The following is a 20,379-nucleotide window of genomic DNA, read 5'->3' on the forward strand; positions in this document are numbered from 1 at the left end:
TCGCCGGAGGAGCAGAGCAAGAGGTTCCTCGCCCGGCTCGACGACCCTGCCAAGAACTGGAAGTTCAGTAGCGCCGACCTGGCGGAAAGGGCGGTCTGGGACGACTACCAGGCCGCTTATGGGGACTGCTTGTCGGCCACTTCGACGAAGGAGGCGCCATGGTACGTCGTCCCTGCCGACGACAAAAGGAACACGCGGCTGATCGTCTCCCAGATCATCGTCGACGCTTTGGAAGACCTTGAGATGTCGTATCCCGCGCCGACCTGCACTCCGCAGGAAATCGCGGAGATCCGCCGGCAACTCGGCGGTTAGCGGCGGAACGTGATGCAGACGGCCCGGCTGGCCGGCATCCGGCCCTTGGGTGCGCCCAGGCCATGGCTCACCGGGTCACACGGCAGGCTGACGATGTCCCCGCTGTTCTGGCCCGCCACGACCATCCAGCGCCCGGTCGGGTCAATGTCCATGCCCCGCGGCTCCTTCACGCCGGCCGGATAGATCCCCAGCAGGCTCACCTTGTCGCCGGCGTCGAGGGTGAACGCGGCGACCGATTCGTGGCCCCGGTTGCTCACGTACACCGTCCGACCGTCTGGGTGCATGACGATCTCCGAAGTCTTGGTGTACTCGGCGAAGTCCTTGGGGATGGTCGACAGACTCAGCACTTCGCGCATGGCACCTGTCGCGGGGTCGCGCCTGAACACCATCAGGGTGTTGTCCAACTCGCCGTTGACGTAGACGCGGTCCCCAGCCTTGTTGAACACCAAGTGGCGTGGACCGGCCCCGGCGTGCGTCTTCGTCCGGACGGGGTCGCCCAGCTTGCCACCTTGGACCGGAAAGCTAAGCACCTCGTCGGTACCGAGGTCGCACGCCAAGACGAACTTGTCGTCGGGCGAGAACGCGGCGAAGTGCATGTGCGGCCCTTCTTGGCGGTCGGCGACAGGCCCCGAGCCACTGTTCCTGAAGCTGGCAAGGGCAGGGGTCAGCCTGCCGTCGGGTTCAAGGCCGAAGAACCCCAGGGTGCCGTCACCATATCCCGCCCCAGCGACAAACCGTCCGTCATGACTCAATGCCAAATGGCATGGACCGTTGCCATCCCACTTTGACGACCCTAGGTCGGCCCAAGTCTTTCCATCGGTCAGCTTGAAACCCCGCACGTGGGCTCCTTGGGCTTCCTCGATCACATAGACCGTCTTGCCGTCCTTCCCCCAGACGGCAAAGCTCGGGTTTGACGACCGGCCCACGAGCCGGGCCGGGCCAAACTCTCCCGTCTCCGGGTCGAGGGTGCACGTGTAGGCGCCCTCGCTGCCCCCGGCCGAGGTGTAGGCCCCGATCAGAAACGACTCTAGGCGAGGCGGCTGGGTCATGGCGGTGTCGATGGTGAAGAAGAACATCAGCCCATGCCAGTTTAGCTTTTACGCCCAAAGGGCGGTCTGGTCGATCAGTTTGGCGACCAGAGCGGTCCATCCCGTCTGGTGGCTCGCCCCAATACCACGCCCGGTGTCACCGTGGAAGTATTCGTAGAAGAGCACCAAGTCCTTCCATTTGGGGTCGGTCGCATACAAAGGGTTTTCGTGGACCGGACGCCGACCCGACTCGTCAGGCAGGAACAAAGAGGTTAAGCGCGCGCCGAGCTCCAGAGACACTTGCCACAAGTTCAGTTGCCTTCCTGATCCGGTGGGAAACTCGACTTTCCAATCGTCGCCCAAATACCAGTGGTGGCGTTGCAGGGCCTCGATCAGCAGGTAGTTGATCGGGAACCAGACCGGCCCGCGCCAGTTGGAGTTTCCCCCGAACAGGCCGGTCGTCGACTCGCCAGGCTCGTAGTCGATCCAGTGCCTCTGACCCCCGACGTCAACCCCGTAGGGGTGGGTCGCATACACCTTGGACAGCGACCTCAACCCATAAGGGGACAGGAACTCACCCTCGTCGAGCATCCGGGCCAATATCCGCCGCAGTCGTTGGGGGTGGACCAAGGAAAGGACATGGCGCTCCCCCGACCCCGTCTCCTCGACAGACGCCAGGTTGGCCAGCAGGTCGGGCCGGTGGCGGCCGAACCATTCAAGACGGGTGCGGAAGCCGCTCAACCGCACAAGATCGTCCGCGTCGATGGTCGTGACGGCGAGCAAGGGGATCAGCCCGACCGCCGAACGCGCCTTGATGGGGAGTTGGTTCCCGTCGGGACCACGCACGACATCGTAGAAGAACCCGTCGGCATCGTCCCACAGCCCCAAGTCGTGGGCCGCCTTCGCGATGTAGACAAAGTGCTCGAAGAACTTGGACGCGACGTCGTCGTAGGCCGGATCGACTTTGGCGAGTTCAAGGGCGATGGAAAGCATGTTCAGGCAATACATCGCCATCCAACTCGTGGTGTCGGACTGCTCGAGAATGAACCCCTCGCCGACCGGCCGGTTTCGGTCGAAGACACCGATGTTGTCCAGGCCCATGAACCCACCCTCGAAGAGGTTGTTCCCTTCGACGTCCTTGCGGTTCACCCACCACGTGAAGTTGAGCAAGAGCTTGTGGAAGCAACGCTTGAGGAAGTCCACGTCCCCCGGGCCACCCCGTAGGCGCCGGTCGATCGTGAAGACCCGGTGGGCCGCCCAGGCGTGGACCGGCGGGTTGACGTCGCCAAACGCCCATTCGTAGGCGGGCACCTGGCCGTTCGGGTGCATGTACCATTCCCGCAGAAGGGTGATCAACTGCTCCTTCGCGAACTTGGCGTCGACCAAGGTCATGGGCACGGTGTGGAACGCCAGGTCCCAGGCGGCGAACCAGGGGTATTCCCACTTGTCAGGCATCGACAGCACCTCGGCGGTGTCCATATGCCCCCAACCCCGGTTTCGCACGTCGTGGCCTGGTGGCGGCGGGGGCTGGTGGGGGTCGCCCTCCAGCCAACGTCGGACGTCGTAGCGATAAAACTGCTTGCTCCAGAGGAGACCGGCGAACGCGGCCCTCTGGAGGCTCCGCTTGGCCGGGTCACGGGTGACGGTCACCGCGTCATAGAAGGCGTCGGCGTCCGCTTTGCGCTGGCTGACCACCTCGGTGAAGCCGTCGCCAAACGGTACGTCGATCTGCACCGGGGACAACCGGGCCCGGACAGCGCGGATTTCGCCAGGGGCAAGATCCAGGCGGAAGACCCCGCAAGCCTTGGTGCCCGACTTGGCCGGGTTCACCCGTTCGGTGTCACCACCGACGATGTACTCGTGGAACGCGTCCTTGATAAACGGCTGTGGGTTCGGCTCGCCATAGAGCTTCTGCCGGTTGGTCTCGTTCTCGGTGAAAAGGACCTCGTCTGGCCGCTCGATTTCGAACCACAGTGTCCCGTGCCGGCTGCTGACGCACTTGACGGTCTGGGGGTGGACAAGAGAGAAGTGGTCGGCGAACACCTCCCCGCCCCACGACCACCGGTTGCGCGACCACACGTGGGGCAGCACCCACAGGCTGGCGGGGTCGGGGCCCTGGTTGGTCACCGTCCACTGGAACAAGATGTCGTCCGGAGCCGCCTTGGCGACTTCGATTTCGACATCGAAGTACCGGTCGCCGTCAAGGACGCCGGTGTCCAGCAATTCGAACTCCGGCTGCGTCATGTCGGCCTTACGGGCCCGGTTCTCGTCCACCAAGCGGCGGTAGGGGAACTCAGCCTGCGGGTACCGGTAGAGCATCCGCTGGTACGAGTGGGTCGGGGTCGCGTCTAGGTGGAAGTACAGTTCCTTGACGTCTTCGCCGTGGTTGCCTTCTCCGTTGGTGAGGCCAAACAGTCGCTCCTTCAGGATCGGGTCATGGCCGTTCCAGAGCGCCACCGCGACATTGACGGTGCCTTGCCGGTCGCAGAACCCACCGATGCCGTCCTCGCCCCATCGATACGCCCGCGACCGGGCATGGTCATGGGGGAAGTAGTCCCAGGCGTCGCCGTCGGCGGAATAGTCTTCGCGAACCGTGCCCCATTGGCGGTCGCTGACATAGGGCCCCCATTCGTGCCACGGGGCCTCGGGGGCGTCGTTTTCGCGCAGGCGGGCGTGTTCTGGCGTCGGCATGGTGTTCAGCCTCCCGTCGCGAATCCCTCCATCAGGCACATGCCGCCGTCAACCGTCAGGGTGGTGCCGACGACATAGTCGCTGGCGTCGGAGGCCAGCCAGACGCAGGCCTGGCCGATGTCGTCGGGGACGCCGACGCGGTCGTAGGGGATCAGTCCAAGCAGCTTTGCCTCGGCTTCGGTGGTCTCCCAAGCGGGGCGGTTGATCGGGGTCGCGATCGCCCCCGGGGCGATCGAATTGACCCTGATGCGCCGGCCACTGACCTCCTGCGCGACGGACTGCATCATCAGCTTGATCCCACCTTTTGAGGCCGCGTAGTTGACGTGTCCGGCCCACGGGATGAACTCGTGGACGCTGCTCATGCAGACGATCTTGCCCAGGGCCTTTGACACCGGTCGCATCCCCCGCCGGTCGAACTCCTTCACCGCCTCGCGGACGCACAGGAACTGGCCCTTGAAGTTGACGTCCATGACCTTGTCCCACTGGGCGACCGTCATCTCGGTGAGCTTTGCGTCACGCTGAAGCCCGGCGTTCGCGACCAGGATGTCCAGAGTCCCGTAGGTGCGGACGACCTCTTGGACCATGGCGACGACCTCGGCCTCCTGGCTGACGTCGGCGGCGACGGACGAGGCGCGTCCGCCGGCACCGACGATGTCGTCCACGACGGCCTGGGCCGCCTCAGGGTTGACGACGTAGTTGACGACCACGTCCGCACCGGCGGCGGCGAGGTGGCGGGCGCACCCTTCACCGATGCCCGAGTTTGCCCCCGTGACCAGGGCGACCTGCCCGGCCAAGGGTCGGTGCGGGTAGCTCGCGACCAGCTCTTTCTGACGGTCCAGGTTGTACGCGGGAAGGAGCATGTCCCTCATTCAACCCGGTTTGTGCGGGCCGACCGGCGGCAGGGCAGGCATCTTTGCCATTCCTTAACGGGACGCATAAGGGCCAAAAAGCTGCGCAGGACTGGGCGCCCGGCCAAAGGGACAGTTCCGTGGTGGAGGCTAGGGGACTCGAACCCCTGACATCCTGCTTGCAAAGCAGGCGCTCTACCAACTGAGCTAAGCCCCCACGTGGCCGGCAGTGAGGATACCTCTCGCCTGACCAGACCAGAGGACGCCCGACACGACCTGCTGTACCTCGCGGAGGCCATGAGACGAGACGGGCACCGCCCACCCGCTGCCCCAGTGGACGATGAACTTCTGCCTGATCGAGGTCGGCGTCAACTCACCGGAGTACCGGCCCCGGGCCCTGGCCATTGGAGAGCGGCTAGGCGTCTACCGCGGCTAACCGACGTCGAAGGGCTGCACGTCGCCTTTCGCCCCGGTCGCCATCGGCGTGCTGGCCAGCCGCAAGAGCTGAGATTTTTGCCCGGAACCGGCCCCGGCGATGACAAGATAAGACACGATGCTCGCCACCCTTGCCCTGTTCGCCGCGACCATCCAGAACCCGCTTGCCCCGGGCGGGCCGTTTCCCGTCGCGGTCTGGTTGCAGAACCCCAACATGGCCAAGCGGTACCGCGCCGCCGGGTTCAACCTCTACGTCGGTCTGTGGCAGGGGCCGACCGAAGCCCAGTTGACCAAGCTCAAAGAAGCCTTCATGCCCGTCATTTGCGAGCAGAACGACGTAGGGCTCCGTCACCTGAACGACCCCGCGGTCGTGGCCTGGATGCACGGCGACGAGCCGGACAACGCCCAACCCGCGCCCGGCGGGGGATACGGGCCCTGCGTGCCGCCCAGCAAGGTCGTCGCCGACTACCACGCGCTCAAGAGGAAGGACCCGCGGCGCCCCGTGCTCCTCAACCTCGGACAGGGTGTGGCCAACGACGCGTGGATCGGGCGGGGTGCGGGGGCCAAGCTGAGCGACTACGAGACCTACGTCCAGGGATGCGACTTCGTCTCGTTCGATGTCTACCCTGTCGCCGGTTTACAAAGGCCTGACCAGCTTGGCCTCGTCGCCAAGGGCGTGGACCGCCTGATGAAATGGACGGGCGGCAAGAAACGGGTCTGGAACTGCCTGGAGTGCACCGACATCGACGGCCGGGGCAAGCCGACCCCGGCGCAGGTCGCCGCCGAGGCTTGGTCGGCGCTGATCCATGGCTCGCGCGGGCTGATCTACTTTGTCCACCAGTTCAAGCCCAGGTTCAACGAGCACGCCTTGCTTGACGACCCGACGATGCTGGCGGCCGTGACCCAGCTCAACGCCCAGGTCCAGCGGTTCGCGCCCCTCCTTGACGATCCCGTCGACCCTGCCGTCTCCGTCGTCGGCTCGGGCATCGAGTCTAAGGTGACGCGCCGTGGCAAGGAAACGACCCTGTACATCGTCGCCCTGGGCAGGGGCTCCAGCGTCACGGTCAAGGCACCGCATGGCGTGACCTCGGCGCGTGATTTGCTCCAAGGTGGCGACGTCGGCCTGTCCTTCACGGCGGCGCCGCTCCGGCCCTACATCCTTCGCGTCACCCATCCCTGACGGCGAGCAGTTCGAGCAGGCGGTCGGCCCAACGCCAAGGCGTCTCGACCTCGGTGTGGCGGACGTAGACGTGGCAGTCCCGGCCTTCCGCCGCTTGCGCCAGGAAGAAGTCGGCCCAATCCTTCAACTGGTCGTCGGAGTACGCCGTCCGTCGCAACCTGACGTACACATGCCCGGCCGTCACGACACGCGGCGCCTCCTCGTCGTCGGTGTCGGTGACGACCCATCCCGCCCCGGCGTCGCGCAACGCCGCCTCGGCCTCGGGACAACGCCATGACCCATGCCGGAACTCGAAGGCCCACCTCAAAGTCGGCCGTCGCGGCATCGCGGCGAGAAAGCCCTCGAGCAGGCCTTCCTTGCGCGCCAGGTTAGGCGGCAACTGGACCAAGACCTGGCCGAGCATGCCGGCCCGTTCAAGCGGGACCATCTGGTCGGCAAATGCCACCAGGGTCTCATGCCCCTCGGGCTTCAGCCGGGACAAGTGGGTCACCTTCTGGTGCATCTTGGGCGACACCTGGAATCCGGGCGGGCATTGGTCGACATATTTGGCGACCGCCGACGGGGTCGGCATGCGTTGCCACATCCCCGGCGCCTCCACCGTCGAGTAGTGGGCGGCATAGTGCTTCAGGTAGTCGGCCTGTTTGAGTCCGACCGGATAGAACAGTCCCTCCCCTTGCCACTCCTTGTACGAGTAGCCCGACAGCCCCACGTGGACTTTCGTCATGTCGGGCTATTTGACCACAAACGTGCCCTTGAGGGGCGTGTCGACCGACGAGGGGCCGACGTAGACATGGAACTCGCCCGGCTCGACCGTCCACTTCATACGGCGGTCCAGGATCGCCAACTCGCGTCCAGGGATCGTGACGGTGACCTCCTTGGACTCGCCGGGACGCAGGTCGACCCGAGTGAATCCGCCTAGGCGGCGCACGTAGGTCGTGACGCTCGCGACCTCCTGGTGGAAGTAGACCTCGGCCACCTCGGTGCCCGCCACGTCACCCTTGTTCGACACGGTGAACCTGACGGTCACGTCTTGGCCTGGCTTGATCGTCGGCGACGCAAGCTTCAGCCCGCTGTAGGCAAACTTGGTGTAGCTGAGCCCAAAGCCGAAGGGGTAGAGCGGCCCGGCCACCGCGGCGGGGTTCTTGATGCCTTCGTCGTTCGACGCCGGTTTGTAGGGGAAGTTCAGGGGGATCTGGCCGACCGACTTGGGGACGGTGACCGGCAGCTTGCCGCTCGGGTTGTTGTGGCCAAAGATGGTCTCCGCCACCGCTTGCCCCGCGTGGGAGCCTGGAGCGAACCCGTACAGCACGGCCTGGGCGTGGTCGTCAAGCCAGTTGATCGACAGGGCCCGACCCGCGACGACGACCGCGACGACCGGCTTTCCGGCAGCGGCCACGGCCTGGCACAACAGGCCTTGCCGGCCCGGAAGGTCGATGCTGGACCGTGTGCGGCTTTCCCCGCTTGTGCGGTTGTCTTCGCCCAAGACAAGGACCACGACGTCGGCCTTGCGGGCGACCGCCACGGCCTCGTCGATGCCTTTTTGCTCGGCCTGGGTCAAGGCGTGGGGGTAGAGCTCGTCGTTGGGGAAGTCCTTGGTCGTGACCGAGCAGCCCTTGGCGTAGAGCACCTTGCCTTCCCCGGCGAGTTCTCGGATCTTGGCGAGTACCGTCGGCACCTCAACATGCATCGGGCCGTACGTCTTGTGTGCCCAATCCACGTTCTCGGCGTTCGGGCCGATCACCGCGATGGTCTTCTCACCTGCTTTCAGCGGCAGGATGCCCCCCTGGTTCTTGAGCAAGACCAGCGACTCGCGCGACGCCCGGAGGGCGACTTCCTGGTGGGCGGGACTGGCGACCAGACGGTCGGCGGCCTTGAGGTCCGACCGGTACGGGCGGTCGAAGAGCCCCAACCAAAACTTCACGCGCAAGACGGAGCGCACCCTCTCGTCAAGGACATGGGTGGGCACCAGCCCTTTTCGCACGTTCTCCCGGGCCGGCAGGATGTAGTCCTGGGGAGGCGTGAAGGTGGTGCGGACGTCGAGCCCCGCGAGCATCACCTGGCGCACCGCGTCGGCATAGTCCTTCGCGACATGGTGCTTGCTGTGGACGTATTCGACGGCGTCACTGTCGCTGACGACATACCCGCGGAACCCCCACTGGGTTCGGAGGCGGTCGGTCAGAAACTCTTTGCTCGCCGCGACGGGGACCCCGTCGTAGTCGTTGTAGCTGGCCATGACCCCGAGAAGGTCGGCTTCTTCGACCACCTCTTTGAAGGGCTTGAGGGCGATCTCCTCCATCATGCGGGGCGCGACATGGGGGTCGGTGCGAGAGTAACCCTCGCGGGCACCCTTGTTGAAGCTGTAGACAGCAAAGTGCTTGGCCGTAGATGCCGAACCGTTCGCTTGGATCCCCTTCGTCAAGGCGACGCCCATCCGGGCCACCATGAAGGGGCTCTCGCCAAACGACTCTTCGGACCGGCCCCAACGTTGGTCGCGCACGACGTCCAGGATCGGTGAATAGACGTTGGTGTGGCCGAGCAGGCGGTTCTCTAGTCCGGTGATCTCGCCGATCCGGTGGACAAGGTCGAGGTCCCACGTCGCGCCGATCCCCGTGGGCACGGGGAACAGAGTCCCCGCGTAGGACGACGCCCCCTGGATGCCTTCATTGGTGAAGTCGACGGGAATGCCGAGCCGGGTCTGTTCGACAAAGAACCGCTGGATCTCGTTCAGGGCGGCGGCGTGCATGCTCGGTGGCCAAAGGTAGGGCGCGCCGGTCCGATTGTCGAATTTGCTGTTCAACTGCTCGTCGATGTTGGCGATACCGTCCTTCCAGACCTCGGTCTTCCACGCCAAGGTCGGCAGGCGGTCTTTCAGCACGGCTCCGTGACCGTACAGGGTCGCCAGTTGGCATGTCTTCTCGTCCAGGGTCATCTGGCGGAGCAGGTCGTCGACCCGCTTGTCGACGGGGTTGGCCGGGTCTTCGTAGACGTCCTTCTTGCCGTTCTTGTTGAGGTCGATCCAGTCGCCGTGATAGATCGACGGCATCGGCGCGAACACGGAGGGCACGTCGCTGGCCGGTGGTGACACCGAAAGGGAGACCGTCGCCGGAACCTGCACAGGACCGGGACGTTGGGTCGCCACCACCCACACCATTCCAAAGAGCATGGGGCTCACGGTACCTCACCCTCACGGGCGGCATGTCCCTACTCGACCAGCCCCCCGGGCGCACGGGCGAGGTCGAGACTAGGCCCAGGTCGTCTTGTCGTGAATCTCTCGCATTTACACGAGACTGGACCCATCGCAGAGGATATGGCCATGAAATTGACAGAGGCGGCGCGAGTCACGGGAGGATCCACCTCCCATGTGACTTACCCAATTGTCGGAGCACACAACATATGAGAACCAAGTTCTTGGACCGCACCTCGTCTCTTGCACTCGCCTTGATGGCTGTCGCCGCCCCGTCTGTCGCCCACGCCGGGCTGATGGGCTCGACGATGGGCGACCAGTACTACGCCTACGGAGGCGCGTATAACAGCCAGACCAACTTTGTCGTCGGCGCGGGTGCCGAAGACAGTTTTCTGGGCCACTACAACCTTGATGTCGACGACAATTCGATCACATTCGACTACTTTTCTGCCGGGACATATTCGACCTCAGTCCTGTCTTTGGCTCCGACCATCCACAACGGGACGGCGGTGCGTATGGTCAGCGGGCCGTCGTTCACCAACGTGACCATCGACGGTTCGACCAACATGGCCGGCTTTGATGCCAGCCGCATGAGCTGGACCGGCAACGAGATCCAGATCGACTGGGCCGGCCTGACCTACGACGAAAACACCGTGATCAAGCTCAACGTCGAGACAGTCCCCGAACCGGCGTCGATGTCGGTCCTCCTTGGTGGGGCGGTGCTCGCCCTGCGCCGCCGCTTCAAGAAGTAAGAGGCCTCAAAGGAACACAGGGGGCCAGGGCAAAATGCCCTGGCCCTCTTTATGTTGCCAAGCTATGCAAAAGCACAAATACTAGGAATCACCTCGACATCAAGATTTGGTCAGATCTATGTTGTACATTCAACGCAATAATTTCGTGATTTGGAATCGCGAAATGCCTGCAATATTGCAGAGAGAAATCCAATGCGATACAACCTCAGCTTCCGCACTTCTAGCCTCGTCAGTGCCATGATGGCCCTCGCCATCCCGTCCGTCGCCCACGCCGGGATGATGGGCTCGACCATGGGCGACCAGTACTACGCCTACGGAGGCGCGTATAACAGCCAGACCAACTTTGTCGTCGGTGCTGGCGTCGAAGACAACTTTGCCGGCTATTACGACCTCGACATTGACGACAATTCGATCACATTCGACTACCTGACCGCCAGCACCTGGTCGAGTTCGTCCCTGTCCCTTGCCCCGACGATCTACAACGGCACCGCAATCCGCATGGTCAGCGGGCCGTCGTTCACGAACGTGACGATCGACGGTGCGACCAACCTGGCCGGGTTTAACGCCAGCCGCATGAGCTGGACCGGTAACGAGATCCAGATCGACTGGGTCGACCTCACCTTTGACAAGAACACGATCGTCAAGCTCAACGTCGAGACGGTCCCCGAACCGGCGTCGATGTCGGTCCTCCTCGGTGGGGCGGTGCTCGCCCTGCGCCGCCGCTTCAAGAAGTAAACGTCGTCGATAGGACACAAGAGGGCCAGGGCAAAATGCCTTGGCCCTCTTCAGTTTTTTTCCGAATTCATGCGAAGCACAATTGCTAGGAATCTCCGCAAGATCAAGAATTGTTTATTTATGTGTTGTACATTCACTGCAACTCTTTTCGTGACATTGAATTGAGAACGACTGCAATATTGCAGGGAGGAATACAATGCGTTACAACATCAGCTTCCGCGATTCTGGCCTCGTCTGTGCCATCATGGCCCTCGCCATCCCGTCCGTCGCCCATGCCGGGATGATGGGCTCGACCATGGGCGACCAGTACTACGCCTACGGAGGCGCGTATGACAGCCAGACCAACTTTGTCGTCGGCGCTGGCGTCGAAGACACCTTCGAGGCCCTCAGCATCCAGTATTACAACATCGACATTGACGATAATTCGATCACATTCGACTACTTGAGCGCCGGCACTTGGTCGAGTTCGTCCCTGTCCCTTGCCCCGACGATCTACAACGGCACTGCAATCCGCATGGTCAGCGGGCCGTCGTTCACGAACGTGACGATCGACGGTGCGACCAACCTGGCCGGCTTTGACGCCAGCCGCATGAGCTGGACCGGTAACGAGATCCAGATCGACTGGGTCGACCTCAACTACGATGAGAACACGATCGTCAAGCTCAACGTCGAGACGGTCCCCGAACCGGCGTCGATGTCGGTCCTCCTTGGTGGAGCGGTGCTTGCCCTGCGCCGCCGCTTCAAGAAGTAAGCGGCCACGATACGGCCAGGGCGACACGTCCCTGGCCGTTTTCGTCAGCCGTCCCCGCGCCCGGCGCCCATATCGGCCAAACTGGAGCGTCGCGCCATGGACCCGCGCCTCTCCTTTTGCATCCAAGCTGCCTTCGAGGCTGGACGAAGTACCCTGGCCCACTACCAGACTGGCGTCGCCGTCGACGTCAAGGCCGACGCGTCCCCGGTCACCCAGGCCGACCGTGACGCCGAGGCCGTCGTCCGGCGGCTCGTCGCCCAGACTTGGCCGGGTGAACCTGTCTTGGGCGAAGAAGAAGGTGCCAGCGGAGCCGGGCTCGACCGTTGGGTCGTCGACCCGATCGACGGCACCAAATCCTTCATCGCCGGCGTGCCCCTTTTTGCGACGCTCATCAGCTACGAACGGGACGGGGAGCCGGTGGCGGCCGCCGTCTACTTCCCAGCTCTCGACGACATGTACTACGCCAGCAAAGGCGGCGGTGCCTTCTGGAACGGTCGGCCAGTGCGCGTACGCCCGACGACCGATCTTGCCGAAGCGACCTTGCTCAACGGTAGTTTCAAGTCCCTCCGCGACCACGGGCGGCTCGACGGTTACCACCGATTGGCCGCGGAGGCGAAGGTCACAAGGGGGTGGTCTGACGCCTACGGACACGCTTTGGTCGCCAGCGGGCGCGCCGACATCATGTTGGACCCGGTCATCGCCCGGTGGGACATTAGCGCCCCGGCCCTCCTCGTCCGCGAAGCAGGCGGGGTGTTCATGGACTTCAATGGGGCCGACGTCCTTGGCGCCGACGCGGTCAGCTTGACGCCGGGCCTGAGGGAAACGGTGCTTGAGGCGTTCCGATGAGGGTGATGGCGGTGGACTTCGGCGGTGCCAAGATCGGCCTTGCCGTCGGCGACACCGAGACACGGGTGGCCTCTCCGCGGCCCAACCTGTCGGCCAGCGGCACCCTTGCCACGGACGCCGCCGCCCTCGTCGCCCGGGCAAGGGCCGAAGAGGCTGAGGCCATGGTCGTCGGGATCCCCCTGGACGCCGGTGGCGAGACCAAGATGAGCCGCGTCTGCCGGCGACTGGGAGACCTGGTCGCGGCCCACGGTCTGCCCGTGGCCTTTGTAGACGAGAGCCTGACCAGCCACGCTGCCGAGACCGACATGCTCGCCGCCGGGCTCAAGGGGTCGCAACGGCGCAAGCTTGTCGACGGCGAGGCCGCCTGCCGCATCATGGAACGCTTCCTGGAGTCGCATGGCAGGACGCTCTAAGCCGCGCCGCAGGCCAAGGGGGCGTCGGAGATGGGCTTTTCTGGCGACCTTGGTCGTCCTGGTCGGCGGCCCGCTGGCGTGGGGGATGTATCAACTGTCCCCGACCACGGCGGGTAAGCCCTTCTATGTCCGCTACAACTCCGGCCTTTCGGCTGGCAAAGCCCTGGAAGACTTGCAGGCCAACGGTGTCGTCCGCAACAGCCAGTGCATGGCCTTGGTCGCCAAGGTGTACGACCTGCAGTCCGTCGACCCCGGTACTTACCGGTTTGCCCCCGGGATGTCGTGGCGCGAGGTCGTCCGGGCCCTGCGCAAGCCGATCCGACAAGACGTCGTCATCCCCCCCGGCTGGTGGATCGCGCGGGTCGGCAAGCGGTTGGAGGCCAAGGGCGTCTGTACGGCCAAGGAATACATCGACGCCGCCAACCACCCGGAGCGGTTCCAAGGCGTCGTCGGCTTTCCGCTGCCCGAAAAGAGCTTGGAGGGCTACCTCTTTCCCGACACCTACGACCTACCCCCGTTGCTCGGTGCCGACGAGGTCGTCCGACGCCAGTTGCGGGCGTTCGACGAAAAGGTTGCGGCCCCTTTGGGGACGAACGGGCTCGCCCGCGCCCTCACCATCGCGTCTATGGTGGAGCTCGAGGCGGCCAAAGACGAGGAACGCCCGGTCATCGCCGGGGTGATCGAAAACCGCCTGGCCAAGGGCCAAAGGCTGGAGATGGACGCCACCGTCCTATACGCCCTTCAGGAGTGGAAGGTGCTCGGCCCCGGGGTGGTCCACACAGTCAAGTCTCCATACAACACCTACGAACACGCCGGTCTGCCCCCCGGACCGATCGGTTCGCCCGGGAAGGCCAGCATCGAGGCCGCGCTGCACCCAGCGCGGCACGGGTACTTTTTCTATGTGGCAAAGCCCGACCGGACCCACATCTTCTCGGCGACTTACGCGCAGCACCTTGCCGCGATCAAAGTCGCCCGCAAGGCCTGGGCTGACGCCAAGGCCAAGGCTAAGCCATGAGGCACTTCCGTCCCGGAACCTTCTCAAGGGACGCGATGCCGCGTGTTCTCCGGCACTTTTCGCCGTCCGAGTCCCTCGACGGACTGGAGAAGGTCGACCTGGCCGCCCTCCATGCCGCCGGCAAGCGCCTGGTGCTCCTCGACGTCGACAACACCCTCCTTCCATGGAAAAGCGAAGACATCCCCGACGCGACCAAGCGATGGATCGAGGCGGGAAAGGCGCTCGGCCTCCGGTTCACCGTCCTCAGCAACACCCATAACCCGGCCCGGCTGGAGCGGCTTTGCCAGGCGGTCGGGGTCGGTTTCATCCGTGACCGGGCCAAACCCAGCCGACGCATGTTTCTGATGGCCGTCGACCAGGCGGGCGTGGCCAAAGACCAGGCCGTCATGGTCGGTGACCAGTTGCTCACGGACGTGTGGGGGGCCAACCGGAGCGGGATCGACGCCATTTGGGTCAAGCCGATCCATCATCGCGAGTTCATCGGCACGACGCTCGTCAGCCGACGGGTGGAGTGGCTGCTCGGTCATTTCCTCTACCGATACTTCCAGGGTGACGGGGCCGACGAGGAGCACCGCCCGGGTTTCTTCCGCCGCCAAGTCGTCCAGCAGTTCGTCAAGTTCTTTGTCGTCGGCGGGGTGGCCACGGTCGTCGACTTGGGTCTGCACTACTACCTGATGTTCGCCGCCCGAGCGGGCGACCAGAGCCTCATGGAGGTGGCGGGCCGTTGGGCCGTCGCCACCCTGCCTTGGGAAGCCCACGAGACAAACCTCAAGGACGCCGCCTATGCCCCCCTCAAGGTCGTGCCGGTCGTCCTCGCGATCATGGTTTCCTACCTCCTGAACCGCGCCTGGACGTTCCAGGCCACCCACCAGCGCGCCACGTTCGCCCAGGTCGCCAAGTTCTACGTCATCGCCCTGGTCGGCATGCTCATCAGCGTCACGGTCGGCAGCGTCGTCCAGCGCGTCGTGCCTGCCGGTGACAAGGTCGCTTGGGCCGTCGCCGCCGCGGCGGGGACCGCGGCCGGTTTCCTGTGGAACTTCAACGGCCAACGCCTCTGGACGTTCAAACACAAATGAGTTGGTCGGAATGGCGTGACGCCCCCCCGGGGGACTTCGCCGTCCTCGGCGACCCGGTGAAGCACTCCCGCTCGCCGCGCATGCACACCGCCGCGTACAAAGCTCTGGGGCGGTCGTGGCGATACAACGCCGTCCGGGTCCCCCTGTCCGAGTTCGACGAGGCCGTCGTCCACCTGGCCCGGTTGGGTTACCGAGGCGTCAACTGCACGGTCCCCCTGAAGGAGGCGGCGTTCCGCTGGGCGGACGAAGTCGATGCGACGACACGCCGGATCGGGGCGGCGAACACCCTGAGGCTGGCTGACCGCCACGCCACCAACACCGACGCCCCTGCGTTCGTCAACACGTTCGCGGGCAAGGGGCCCGTCTTGGTGCTTGGTGCCGGCGGGACGGCCCGGGCCGTCCTCGTCGCCCTTGACGAGGCGGGCGTCCGAACCTTCCTTTGGAACCGCACGCGTGCAAAGGCGGAGGCCCTTGTCGAAAGCTTGCGCGTCGCGGCCGACGTCATTGAAGGACCGCATCTGGCCGGCATGCGGTCCGTCGTCAACACGACGTCCGCCTCGCTCCAGGGTGAGGCCCTCCCGATTGACTGGTCGATGGCAGGCGCAGGGACGTTGGTCTATGAGGCCGCCTACGGGCCTTCGCCGTTCCTCGACGCGGCACAGGCACATGGGTTGGAAGCGGTGGACGGCCTGCCCCTCCTCGTCGAGCAAGGCGCCCTGGCGATCACCTGGTGGACAGGAGTAGAGCCGGACCGGTCTGTCATGATGGAGGCGGTGCGATGAGCGTGTTCCCGCCGACCCCCGCCAACATCGCCGCCGCCGCCCGGGTGATCCAGGACGGTGGTGCCGTGGTCATGCCCACCGAAACCGTCTACGGCCTGGCCTGTGACGCCCTCGACGAGGCCGCCGTCGCCCGGGTGTACGAGATCAAGGGCCGGCCCGCCGAGAACCCGCTCATCGTCCACCTCGCCTCACATGACGATCTCGAAAGGGTCGCTGTCGTGGACAATCCTCTTGTCAAACGCCTCGCCGACGCCTATTGGCCGGGCCCTCTGACGATGGTGCTCAAGAAATCTCCACGAGTCCCCCGGATCACCACTGCTGGGCTCGACACGGTCGCTGTCCGTGTCCCCAGCCACCCAGTGGCCCGAGAGCTCATCCGCGCGGCGAAACGCCCGCTTGCCGCTCCCAGCGCGAACGTCTTCATGGGCCTGTCGCCGACCCGTGTCGAAGACCTTGACCCAGAAATCCGGGTGGAGGTCGAGATCATTCTCGACGGAGGCCCGTGTGAATACGGATTGGAGAGCACGGTGGTCGATGTCACGGGGCCGAACCCGGTCATCTTGCGCCCCGGAGCGGTCACACGAGGGAATATTCAAGCCCTTCTCGGACGACCATTGGGCGAGATTCCACCCGCGGGCCCCCGACGTTCTCCCGGGCTCTACCCCCGACACTACGCCCCCCGTGCCCTGTTGAAGCTGGTTGACGCCCTCGGCGAAGAAGACTCCGGCTTGACCTTCGGCGAGTCGCGTCACGTCCATCAAGTCAAGATGCCGCGAGACGCCCAAGCCTATGCGGCGAACATGTACTCGGCCCTCAAAAAGCTTGATACCGAGGGCGTCGAAGTGATCCTGGTGGAACGACCACCCGCCGACGCGGACTGGGAGGCCGTCAACGACCGCCTCAAACGCGCATGCGATTGACACGAGTTAGGCAGAGGCTGACTGACTAGAGTCCCCAGATAAACCTCACCCACCTTGGTTGACTCTCGTTCTCGCGGACAAAAGATAGCGCCGCGTTCACGTCTCTAAAGAGCATAAAGTGTCCAAACTCTGTCCTGACTATATAGGACGGAGTCCCTGGTATTCCTAGCGCCAAGGCACTGTCGTCAGCTGCTTGCAACAATCCCTTTACATTTGGACTCGGCACGGACTCAGACCAAACTTGTCTCGGTATTCCAATGCTCTCTGCATAGCCGGCAGTGGCACTCGGGGAGAGATCTCTCGAAGTGATCAACTGACTAAACATTTCACCTCCAAGCGAATATGGAATCTGCAGTTTGTTCCCGAGTTCCTCTGCTCTGAAGACATTCAGGGCAGATGCTAGGGAATCAGGTTGCTTCATATCAGGAATGAGGATGACTCTCTCCTTAAGATTCTTGACCTTTTCAATGGCATGCCGGTCGGCCAGCCATCTTTGCCTGCATGCCGGGCAAGTGATGTTTGACACTATGTACAAGCCCATGCCAGGAGTTTCTCGAATGGACACAGAAACGTCTTGAAGGTCGCTCATACGCCTCGAATCAAGCCTGACAAATGACTCAGGTTGCCGCAACAGGACGGCAAGCAATATTCCCGCAATGATACCACTGAGAATATAGAAAGCAAGCCTTCGCGAGAATACGCGTCGCAGTATCCTTTTCATGAGATCACGGGACTTCAAAGAGGACAATCCACATTTTGACCTGGCCACTCGCATAGAGGCTGGTTTACAGTTTCACTTTTCACATGCCCATCAAAGTACAACGTGTTTCGCCAAGTACCGTGGATCGAACCACTGATAGTTTCCTTCCCCGAGCCGCTCACGTACCAGGTGTCGTCGTAGAAAAACTTTGTCCGCGCGGGAGCGGCAATCGATTGCTGAGACAATCGGATGCCATCCGAAGACTTGACGGTGTAGAACCCAAAATACGATACCGCAGCCCCTTGATTATAGCTTGAGAATCTGTGGTCAATATCTTCAGTGCCTACCATTCCGGTTCGTCCCGCCACTGTATCCAGGGGGCAATACAATTCAGATTTGTCAACCTTGTAGGACTCGATTGATTGCGCAAGAAGCTCAGCCTGGTCCTTGCCATCGATCCCGAGTGGACGGTCTGCATAGGGAGGGTAGAACCCCTCGTGGTCGCTTGCGTACAAATCCATCGCCACGCCAATAGAATGCAGGTGGGCAGAGCAAACGGACTCTTGCGCACGGTGCATACCCCAGACTACAGCACTGGTAATCAGCCCAGCAAGAATAGCGATGATCGCTATAACAGTTATCAGCTCGATCAGAGTCAGGCCAGAACGAAGACGGTTCATTTCGCACGATTGTCCTTGTTTCCGCTGGTCTGTCCGACTGTCCACGGAACAATTCTTCCCCCGCCCAAGCGAATCGTCAATGATCTCGAATCAAGATAATGTCAAGCCTATACCAAGCCGCAGTGACAGGCGAGGCTGGGAAGCCTTCAGCGGGACGCATAGAGCGGACCGCTCCGCCGACGGTCCTATCTGCGGGGCCGGCCGCGGCCCCGCGAAAATCTGGTGGAGGCGCCGGGAATTGAACCCGGTTCCAAAACTGTCGTTACCGAAGCGTCCACGAGCGTCTTCTTCCCTTTAGATCTCGACGCCTTGCTGCCAGGAAGACAGGCTACTCGGCGTCCAGCCCGGTTGGTTTAGCCGCTTCAGCCCCGGACAGAGGCCTGACGGCGATCCAGCATTTGCGATGCCTGGTTCAGACGAGGCTGGCGCCCTGCTGAGAGGCCCGCTGCACATTAGGCAGCGTAAGCGAATGTGTTGTTCGCAGTTGCTTTTTTGCCGTTTGTTTACGAGGCCAACGGCACCTCGGCTCGCAACCTCGGCGCGATCCAGCTCTGTCGAAGCCTGACGCCCCCAAGGGTCACTATTATAGACGGCTCGTCCGGTCCCCATGTTCAGATGGGAAAAGTTCTGGGCCTAGCCACCTTGCCATCCGGCCCGGTTCCCGATACCATGGACAGTGATGGAGGAGGCGATATGGTCACAAAAGTGTACGAAACCCTCGTCGATGCTCCGGTCCAGAAGGTGTGGGAGTTCCACAGCGACGTCCGGTCGATGCGCCTGATCACCCCGCCGGAGGACCACCTTGAATTGGTCAGCCGGGACATGTCCGTCCACGACGGAGCCCTGCATGAGTTTCGCATCAAGAAGTTCGGCCGCCACTTCACGTGGCGGGCCAGGATATCGGCGGTCGACCCGCCCCACACGTTCACCGACACCGCCGAGCGCTCACCGTTCCGCTACTGGAAGCATGTCCATGAGTTCATCGAAGACCCCATGGGCACGATCATCAAGGACACAGTGACGTACCGACCTCCCGGCTGGCTCTTGTCCGGGATGGTGAACAGCTTGGTCGTCGAAGAGGCCCTAGACAAGTTCTTCAAGTACCGCCATCGGGCCACCCACGAGTTTCTCGAGGACAGCCAGAAGGCGGTGATCAACGAGGACATCGTGGGTAAGGCGTCCGACCACTACGAGCCGCACGTCACCTGAACATGAACTTGTCCAAGCCGACCACCAGCCCCTCGAACGAGCGGATGTGGCGGACGGCCAGAAGGACGCCGGGCATGAACGAACGGCGGTCGATGGAGTCGTGCCGCACCGTGAGCAGCTCGCCGTCACCCCCGAACACGACCTCCTGCGAAGCGACATAACCGGGCAAGCGCACCGAGTGGACGGTGACGTCCTTGTGCTTGCCGCCCCGGGCCCCGGCAGCCTTTTCCGTTGTGCCCTGGGTGGCCCGGGGCACCTCGCGGCGGGCCTCGGCGATCCGTTCGGCTGTGTGCATCGCGGTCCCGCTGGGGGCGTCAAGTTTGGCCTTGTGATGGCGTTCGACAATCTCGACGTCGGGCAGCCAAGCGGCGGCCATCTCGCAGAACTTCACCATGAGCACCGCCCCGATGGCAAAGTTGGGCACCAGGGCGGCCGGAGTGGCGTTCTCACGGCACTCCTCCCGGATGGCGGAAAGGTCGGTCTGGCTGATCCCGCTGGTGCCGATCACGACAGGCACCTTGCGCTTCAGGCAGCTCATCGCGTGCTCGGGGGCCGCCAACATGTGGGTGAAGTCCACCGCCACGTCCGGCTGGACGGTGTCCAGGACGTGTCCCAGCCGGCCCTCGACCTGAAGGTCGGGCAGGTCTTGCCCCGCCAACGCGCGGACCGAGACGCCGCCGTCCGTCTTGTCCACCGCCCCGACCAGTTCCATGTCGCTGGCGGCCGACACCGCCCGCATGACTTCCTGGCCCATCTTGCCGGCCGCGCCGATCACGACCACCCGCATGACTCCATCACTCATGCCCCATTGTGGCCGGTCGG

Annotated in this window: 20 protein-coding genes, 1 tRNA gene and 1 other RNA gene; 12 read left to right on the forward strand and 10 right to left on the reverse strand. The window is 63.6% G+C overall.

From position 1 onward, the window contains the following. Positions 1 to 312 (forward strand): hypothetical protein (locus KF857_07325; GenBank protein ID MBX3111805.1); only part of this gene is annotated, 312 nt, incomplete at its 5' end. Here KF857_07325 and KF857_07330 read toward each other — a convergent pair. The 4 genes from KF857_07330 to KF857_07345 form a co-directional block, all read right to left on the reverse strand. Beyond that, on the reverse strand, positions 309 to 1,388 hold the full coding sequence (locus KF857_07330) for a lactonase family protein (protein MBX3111806.1): 1,080 nt from the start codon (positions 1,386 to 1,388) through the stop codon (positions 309 to 311). The two genes, KF857_07325 and KF857_07330, sit on opposite strands and share 4 nt — an antisense overlap. A 21-nt stretch (positions 1,389 to 1,409) precedes the next feature. Then, positions 1,410 to 4,031, reverse strand: a complete 2,622-nt coding sequence (locus KF857_07335) for a hypothetical protein (protein MBX3111807.1) — start codon at positions 4,029 to 4,031, stop codon at positions 1,410 to 1,412. Positions 4,032 to 4,036: 5 nt separating this feature from the next. Then, positions 4,037 to 4,891 (reverse strand): glucose 1-dehydrogenase, encoded by an 855-nt coding sequence (locus KF857_07340; protein MBX3111808.1) that lies wholly within the window; start codon positions 4,889 to 4,891, stop codon positions 4,037 to 4,039. A 129-nt stretch (positions 4,892 to 5,020) separates the two neighbouring features. Then, positions 5,021 to 5,096, reverse strand: a tRNA-Ala gene (locus KF857_07345). A gap of 336 nt (positions 5,097 to 5,432) precedes the next feature. Between KF857_07345 and KF857_07350 the strand changes: the two genes are divergently transcribed. Beyond that, positions 5,433 to 6,494, forward strand: coding sequence for a hypothetical protein (locus KF857_07350; GenBank protein ID MBX3111809.1), 1,062 nt, complete (start codon positions 5,433 to 5,435; stop codon positions 6,492 to 6,494). Here the strand turns inward: KF857_07350 and KF857_07355 are convergent. Next, on the reverse strand, positions 6,481 to 7,218 hold the full coding sequence (locus tag KF857_07355) for a DUF72 domain-containing protein (GenBank protein MBX3111810.1): 738 nt from the start codon (positions 7,216 to 7,218) through the stop codon (positions 6,481 to 6,483). The two genes, KF857_07350 and KF857_07355, sit on opposite strands and share 14 nt — an antisense overlap. A 6-nt stretch (positions 7,219 to 7,224) precedes the next feature. Next, entirely contained in the window at positions 7,225 to 9,666 is a 2,442-nt protein-coding gene (locus KF857_07360) for a glycoside hydrolase family 3 C-terminal domain-containing protein (GenBank protein MBX3111811.1), read from the reverse strand. A 221-nt stretch (positions 9,667 to 9,887) separates the two neighbouring features. Here KF857_07360 and KF857_07365 point away from each other — a divergent pair, with 221 nt between their 5' ends. The 9 genes from KF857_07365 to KF857_07405 all read left to right on the forward strand — a co-directional run bounded on the left by KF857_07365 (position 9,888) and on the right by KF857_07405 (position 16,968). After that, entirely contained in the window at positions 9,888 to 10,430 is a 543-nt protein-coding gene (locus tag KF857_07365; GenBank protein MBX3111812.1) for a PEP-CTERM sorting domain-containing protein, read from the forward strand. Between the two features lie 192 nt (positions 10,431 to 10,622). Then, the gene (locus tag KF857_07370) at positions 10,623 to 11,165 is read left to right on the forward strand and encodes a PEP-CTERM sorting domain-containing protein (protein MBX3111813.1); all 543 of its coding nucleotides are present in this window, start codon (positions 10,623 to 10,625) and stop codon (positions 11,163 to 11,165) included. Between the two features lie 196 nt (positions 11,166 to 11,361). After that, positions 11,362 to 11,916 (forward strand): PEP-CTERM sorting domain-containing protein, encoded by a 555-nt coding sequence (locus KF857_07375; GenBank protein ID MBX3111814.1) that lies wholly within the window; start codon positions 11,362 to 11,364, stop codon positions 11,914 to 11,916. A 96-nt stretch (positions 11,917 to 12,012) separates the two neighbouring features. Then, complete coding sequence (locus tag KF857_07380; protein MBX3111815.1) at positions 12,013 to 12,762, forward strand: hypothetical protein; 750 nt, start codon at positions 12,013 to 12,015, stop codon at positions 12,760 to 12,762. After that, positions 12,759 to 13,175: a Holliday junction resolvase RuvX gene (gene ruvX / locus KF857_07385; protein MBX3111816.1), complete on the forward strand. Its 417-nt coding sequence runs from the start codon at positions 12,759 to 12,761 to the stop codon at positions 13,173 to 13,175. Before KF857_07380 ends, ruvX begins: the two co-directional genes overlap by 4 nt. 49 nt (positions 13,176 to 13,224) lie before the next feature. Further along, positions 13,225 to 14,190 (forward strand): endolytic transglycosylase MltG, encoded by a 966-nt coding sequence (mltG, locus tag KF857_07390; protein MBX3111817.1) that lies wholly within the window; start codon positions 13,225 to 13,227, stop codon positions 14,188 to 14,190. Positions 14,191 to 14,225: 35 nt separating this feature from the next. Next, entirely contained in the window at positions 14,226 to 15,266 is a 1,041-nt protein-coding gene (locus KF857_07395) for a YqeG family HAD IIIA-type phosphatase (GenBank protein MBX3111818.1), read from the forward strand. Beyond that, positions 15,263 to 16,048, forward strand: a complete 786-nt coding sequence (locus tag KF857_07400; GenBank protein ID MBX3111819.1) for a shikimate dehydrogenase — start codon at positions 15,263 to 15,265, stop codon at positions 16,046 to 16,048. The genes KF857_07395 and KF857_07400 overlap by 4 nt, the downstream gene beginning before the upstream one ends. Then, a complete protein-coding gene (locus tag KF857_07405) occupies positions 16,045 to 16,968 on the forward strand; it encodes a threonylcarbamoyl-AMP synthase (GenBank protein ID MBX3111820.1) in 924 nt (307 codons plus the stop codon). The genes KF857_07400 and KF857_07405 overlap by 4 nt, the downstream gene beginning before the upstream one ends. A gap of 25 nt (positions 16,969 to 16,993) precedes the next feature. Here KF857_07405 and KF857_07410 read toward each other — a convergent pair whose 3' ends face one another. The 3 genes from KF857_07410 to ssrA form a co-directional block, all read right to left on the reverse strand. After that, a complete protein-coding gene (locus KF857_07410; protein ID MBX3111821.1) occupies positions 16,994 to 17,614 on the reverse strand; it encodes a hypothetical protein in 621 nt (206 codons plus the stop codon). A gap of 89 nt (positions 17,615 to 17,703) precedes the next feature. Beyond that, positions 17,704 to 18,348: a type II secretion system protein gene (locus tag KF857_07415; protein MBX3111822.1), complete on the reverse strand. Its 645-nt coding sequence runs from the start codon at positions 18,346 to 18,348 to the stop codon at positions 17,704 to 17,706. A gap of 220 nt (positions 18,349 to 18,568) precedes the next feature. Next, positions 18,569 to 18,920, reverse strand: a transfer-messenger RNA (tmRNA) gene (gene ssrA, locus KF857_07420). A 121-nt stretch (positions 18,921 to 19,041) separates the two neighbouring features. Between ssrA and KF857_07425 the strand changes: the two genes are divergently transcribed. Continuing rightward, positions 19,042 to 19,557 carry an SRPBCC family protein gene (locus KF857_07425; protein MBX3111823.1) on the forward strand — a complete coding sequence of 172 codons (516 nt, stop codon included), beginning with the start codon at positions 19,042 to 19,044 and terminating at the stop codon, positions 19,555 to 19,557. On the opposite strand, the gene dapB is transcribed toward KF857_07425, so the two are convergent. Continuing rightward, positions 19,550 to 20,359, reverse strand: a complete 810-nt coding sequence (gene dapB / locus KF857_07430; protein ID MBX3111824.1) for a 4-hydroxy-tetrahydrodipicolinate reductase — start codon at positions 20,357 to 20,359, stop codon at positions 19,550 to 19,552. The genes KF857_07425 and dapB overlap by 8 nt on opposite strands. Positions 20,360 to 20,379 lie beyond the last annotated feature (20 nt).

The sequence above is a fragment of the Fimbriimonadaceae bacterium genome, from assembly GCA_019638795.1.
GTDB lineage: Bacteria > Armatimonadota > Fimbriimonadia > Fimbriimonadales > Fimbriimonadaceae > JAHBTB01.